Annotated in this window: 2 protein-coding genes; both read left to right on the forward strand. The window is 73.1% G+C overall.

The window, feature by feature from the left end; genetic code table 11:
- A partial coding sequence (locus ABDW21_RS04390; protein WP_343710096.1) for an MMPL family transporter occupies positions 1 to 1553 on the forward strand: 1553 nt, incomplete at its 5' end.
- A gap of 16 nt (positions 1554 to 1569) precedes the next feature.
- On the forward strand, positions 1570 to 5737 hold a 4168-nt coding region (locus ABDW21_RS04395), incomplete at its 3' end, for a type I polyketide synthase (RefSeq protein WP_343710097.1).

Raw genomic sequence — 5737 nt, forward strand, 5'->3', positions numbered from 1 at the left:
TCGCGATGGGGCTCGGATTGGCGATCGACTACACGCTGCTGATCGTGAGCCGGTTCCGCGACGAGCGGGCCAGCGGCGCCGACCGCGACGACGCCGTGCTGCGCACCATGGCCACCGCGGGGCGCACCGTGGTGTTCTCCGCGCTGACCGTCGCATTGTCGATGTCGGCGATGGTCGTCTTCCCGCAGTACTTCCTGAAGTCGTTCGCCTATGCGGGTGTCGCCGTGGTGGTGTTCGCGGTCGCCGCCGCCGTCGTGGTCACCCCGGCGGCCATCGTGCTGCTCGGCGAGTGGCTGGACTGGGGCGACGTGCGCCGGTTGCTGGGCCGCGGCGGCCCCCGGCCCGTCGAACAGCGCCTCCTGTACCGCAGCGCGACGTTTGTGACCCGCCACGCGGTCCCGGTGGGCGTGGCGGTGGTGGTGTTGCTGCTCGCGCTGGGATCCCCCTTCCTGGGGGTGCGGTGGGGTTTTCCCGACGACCGCGTGCTGCCGGCGTCAGCGTCGGCGCACCAGCTCGGCGATCAGCTGCGCAACGACTTCGCCGTCGACTCCGCGACCGACGTCTCGGTGGTGATCCCCGACGCGACCGGCGTCAGCGCCGCCGACCTGGACCGGTACGCTGCCGCGCTGTCGCGGGTGCCCGACGTGGCGTCGGTGTCGGCGCCGGCCGGCACGTTCGTCGGCGGGGCGCCGGCGGGCCCGCCGTCGGCGCCGACCGGGAGCAACGACGGCAGCGTGGTGATGACCGTCACCACCGCCGTGCCGTTGTTCTCCGACGCGTCGCGCAACCAGCTCGACCGGTTACACGCGGTGGCGACCCCGGGCGGGCGGACCGTGCTGATGGGTGGCATCGCGCAAAGCGACCGCGACAGCGTGCACGCCGTGACGACGCGCCTGCCCCTGGTGCTGGGAATCATCGCCGCGGTCACGATGATCGTGCTGTTCCTGTTGACCGGCAGCGTGGTGATACCCGTGAAAGCCGTTGTGCTCAATGCCCTTTCGCTGGCGGCGGCGTTCGGCGCGCTGGTCTGGGTGTTCCAGGACGGGCACCTGGGCGGGCTGGGCACGTCGGTGACCGGCACGCTGGAGGTGAACATGCCGGTGCTGTTGTTCTGCATCGCGTTCGGCCTGTCGATGGACTACGAGGTCTTCCTGATCTCCCGGATCCGTGAGTACTGGCTCGCCTCCGGGCGCACCGCGCAGGCCAACGACCGCAGCGTCGCGCTGGGCATCGCGCACAGCGGCCGCGTCGTGACCGCGGCGGCGCTGATCATGGCGGTGTCCTTCGCGGCGCTGACGGGCGCGCAGGTGTCGTTCATGCGGATGTTCGGGCTGGGCCTGACGCTGGCGGTGCTGGTGGACGCCACGCTGGTCCGCATGCTGCTGCTGCCGGCATTCATGCACGTGCTGGGACGGCTGAACTGGTGGGCACCCAAACCGCTGGCGCGACTGCATGATCGGTTCGGGCTGAGCGAGATGTCGGCGGATGCGCTGGGCGCCGGCCGGCACGCGCAGACGCCCGCCCACCGCCAGATATGCCAGGCCCAGCCATGACGGAGGCCCAACCATGATGGCCGCGTCCGTCGCGCCGCCCGCCGCCCGCGAACCGATCGCCATCGCGGGCGTCGGCTGCCGGTTGCCCGGCGGGATCGCCGACGCGGACGGGCTGTGGCAGGCGCTGCTCGACGGGCGCGACTGCGTGGTCGACATCCCCGGCAGCCGATGGGATCCGGCGAAGTTCCTCGACCCGACCGGCCGCGCGCCGGGCCGCAGCTACGTCAACAAGGGTGGGATGCTGCGCGAGGATCCCAGGGCCTTCGACGCCGCGTTCTTCTCGGTGTTGCCCCGGGAGGCGGCGATCCTCGATCCGCAGCAGCGGCTGTTGCTGCAGTGCAGCTGGGAGGCTTTCGAAGACGCCGGCGATCCCCCCGACAGCCATGCCGGCGGCCACACCGGGGTGTTCATGGGCGGGTTCATGATGGACAGCCAGATGATCCAGGGCGACCCGATCAACCGCGAGCGCATCTCGACGCATTCGGCCACCGCCAACACGCTGACCATGTTGTCGAATCGGCTGTCCTACGTGTTCGACCTGCGCGGGCCCAGCGTGTCGCTGGACGCGGCGTGCGCATCGTCGCTGATCGCGATTCACCAAGCGTGCCAAAGCATGTGGGCCGGCGAAAGCGACGCGGCGCTGGCCGGCGGGGTCAACGTGATGCTCTCCCCGGAAACCCACGTCACCATGGCCAAGGGGCAGTTCCTCTCGAAAACCGGCCGCTGCCAAGCGTTTAGCGACCAGGCCGACGGATACGTGCGCGGCGAGGGCGCGGTGGTGCTGCTGCTCAAGCCGCTCTCGGCGGCCCGGCGTGACGGCAACCCGGTGTACGCGGTCATCCTGGGCACCGCGGCCAATCACGGGGGGCGCTCCAACGGGATCACCGTTCCCCGCGCCGACGCGCAGATCGCCGTGATGCGCGCCGCCTACGCCCAGGCCGGTGTGGAGCCGTCGCAGGTCTGCTACGTCGAGGCGCACGGAACGGGCACGCCGGTGGGCGATCCGGTCGAGGCGAAGGCCATCGGTGCGGTGGTTGGCGCGTCGCGAACCGGCCGGCCCTGCCGGATCGGGTCGATCAAGACCAACCTGGGGCATTTGGAGGCCGCGGCGGGTGTGGCCGGTGTGCTCAAGGCCGCGCTGTCCGTCGCACACGGGGTGGTCCCGCCGCACCTGCACCTGGCGGCGGTGAACCCCGCCATCGACCTCGACGGCCTCAACCTGACGATTCCCACCCGGACGCAGCCGCTGCCGCGGTGGGGTGACCGTCGGGTGGCGGGGGTGAACTCGTTCGGCTACGGGGGCGCCAACGCCCACGTCGTGCTGGCCGAGCCACCGCCGGCCGACGAGGTCCCGGCGGTGCCCGGCGCGGGCGAGCCGCTGCTGCTGCTCAGCGCACGCAGCCCGAAAGCGTTGCAGCAGTTAGCCGAACGGCACGCGCAGGCGTTGTCGGTGTCCGGCGTGGACCTGGCGGCGCACTGCCGCAGCGCGGCCGTGCATCGCAGCCATCACCGGCTGCGGGCGTCGTTCGAGGCAACCGACAGGTCGTCGCTGGTCGACTCGCTGCGGGCGTTCGCCGGGGAGGGCGCCGACGCGGCAGAGCCCACCCTGGACCTGCCCCGGCTGATGTTCGTCTACACCGGCATGGGGCCGCAGTGGTGGGCGATGGGACGTGAACTGTTGTCGGGGCCGGGCGTGTTTCGCGACGCAGCCGAGGAATGCGACGCGCTGTTCCGCGACGTGGCCGGCTGGTCGGTGCTTGCCGAGATGCTCGCCGACGAGCCGGTGTCGAAGATGTCGGCCACCGAGGTCGCGCAACCGGCCAACGTGGTGCTGCAGATCGCGCTGACCCGGCTGTGGCGGTCGTGGGGCGTGTACCCCGACGCCGTGGTGGGCCACAGCGTCGGCGAGCTGGCCGCGGTGCACACCGCCGGTGCGCTGAGCCTGCGCGACACCATGCGGGTGGCCTATCACCGCAGCCGGTTGCAGGCGCGGCTGGCCGGCCGCGGTGCGATGCTCGCGGCCGGACTGCCCCCCGAGGACGCCGCAGACCACGTCGAGCGATGCGGCGGAAGGGTTTCCGTCGCCGCCGTCAACAGCCCCGGCTCGGTCACGCTGGCCGGCGACCGCGGCGAGCTGCAGCGAGTCGCCGACGAGCTGACCGCCGCCGGCATGTTCACCCGTTTCCTGCGGGTCGAGGTGCCCTACCACAGCCCCGCGATGGACGAGATCCACGACGACCTGCTGGCCTCGCTGGCCGGATTGCAGCCGGCCCCGCCCGCGCTGGAGCTGTACTCCACGGTCACCGGCGGGCTCGTCGCCGACACCCGGCACGACCCGACGTACTGGTGGCACAACGCCCGCGACACCGTCCGTTTCGGTGACGCGCTGAGCGCGGCCATCGGCGACGGGCACCGCGTCTTCGTCGAGGTCGGGCCGCACCCGGTGCTGGCCACGTCGATCCGCGAACTGCTTGGCCAGGCCGGCGTCAAGGGGGTGACCGTGCCGTCGCTGATCCGCGGCAAACCGGAGCGGGCGTCGTTGCGCACCACCGTGCGCGCGCTCTACGCCGCCGGCGCCGGCCTCGACCGGATCGCGTACTTCGGCGCCGGGCCCTACACGCCCATCCCGAAATACCCCTGGCAGCAGGCGATCCTGTGGTCGGAGAGCGACCGCTCCGCCCGCCGGCGGGTGCGCTCCGACCACCACCCGATGATCAGCGAGACCGGCTCGGGCGGGCCGGCCCGCTTCGTCGCCGACGTGTCGTTCGCGGCGCTGCCGTTCCTGGAAGACCACGGGGTCGCCGGTGCCACCCTGTTTCCCGCCGCCGGTCACGTCGAACTCGCGCTGGCGGCCCGGCAGGCGCTGACCGGAAGCCCGGACTGCTCCGTCGAGGATCTCGAGCTGGTCGCGGCGGTGCCGCTGGACGCCGCCACGCCCGCGCGTCTGACCGCGACGATCGCATCCGACTCGCTGACCGTGCACCACGACCGCGAGGACCAGCCGCCGGTGCTGTGCGCTCGGGCCGCGCTGCACTCGTGCGGCCGCCGCCCGGCACCGGTCGACGTCCCGGGGCTGCGGGCGCGGCTGCGCGACGAGGTCCCGGCCGAGTCGCTGTACGCCGCACTCGCCCGCCGCGGGCTGCGCTACGGCCCGAAGTTCCGGGGCGTGCGCGTGCTGCGACGCGGCCCCGGCGAAGTCCTGGCGCGGATCGCGCTGCCCGACGGGGTGGACGCCGACGGCTACCACCTGCACCCGGTGCTGCTCGACGCCGCGCTGCACAGCCTGATCGCCACCGCCGACGGCACCACACGCCAGCAGCTGATCCCGGTCGCCGTCGACCGGATCCAGTTCTTCGGCGGGCCGGCGCCGCTCGCCTACGCCCACGGCCGGGCGGTGTCCGCCGCGGCCGGCGAGATCCGCGGCGACGTCAGCCTGCTCACCGAAGACGGCGCGGTGATCGCCGAGGTCACCGGATTCAGCTGCCGGCTGCTGCCGCGGGCGAACCGCCGCGAGCGGCTGCAGCGGAACCTGTTCACCCGCAGCTGGGCACCCCTGGACGCCGGGGCCGCCCGGCCGGAAGACCCGGCCTCGTGGCTGGTGCTCGACGGCGACGACACCGCGCCGGCGCTGGCCGAGCTGGCCGCCCGCCCCGATCCCACCTGGCTGGTCGACCTGCGGTGGGCCGGCGAACCCACCGACACCCCGACACCGGTGGCCGACGGCGCGACCGCCGCCGAGGCGCTGCTCGCCACCGTGCGCGCCCTGCCGGCCGGCACACCGGAGCGCTACGTCCTGGTCACCCGGCGGGCCGAGGCACTCGACGGCGACACCCACCCGCCCGCGATCGACCGTGCGGTGCTGCTCGGGGTGGCCCGCACCGTGATGTCCGAGCGACCGGACCTGACGATGACCCTCGTCGACGTCGACGACCCGGGCTGTCCGGAGGCGCTGCTGGACACGCTGGCGACGGTGGGCGCCGAGCAGGAGATCGCGCTGCGCGGCGGCACGCTGTGGTGCGCCAGAATCGACCGCGCGGCAGCGGAGCTGCTCGACGAGCCGGCGCCGCAGCCGGTGCCGGCGGCAGCGTGTCCGGCCTACCGGCTGGCGCAGCAGGACCCGCCCGGCGGCGTGCACTTCGTGGCGTGTGACCGTGCGGCACCGCAGGCCGACGAGGTGGAGATCG

The organism is Mycobacterium sp. (genome assembly GCF_039583805.1).
GTDB lineage: Bacteria > Actinomycetota > Actinomycetes > Mycobacteriales > Mycobacteriaceae > Mycobacterium.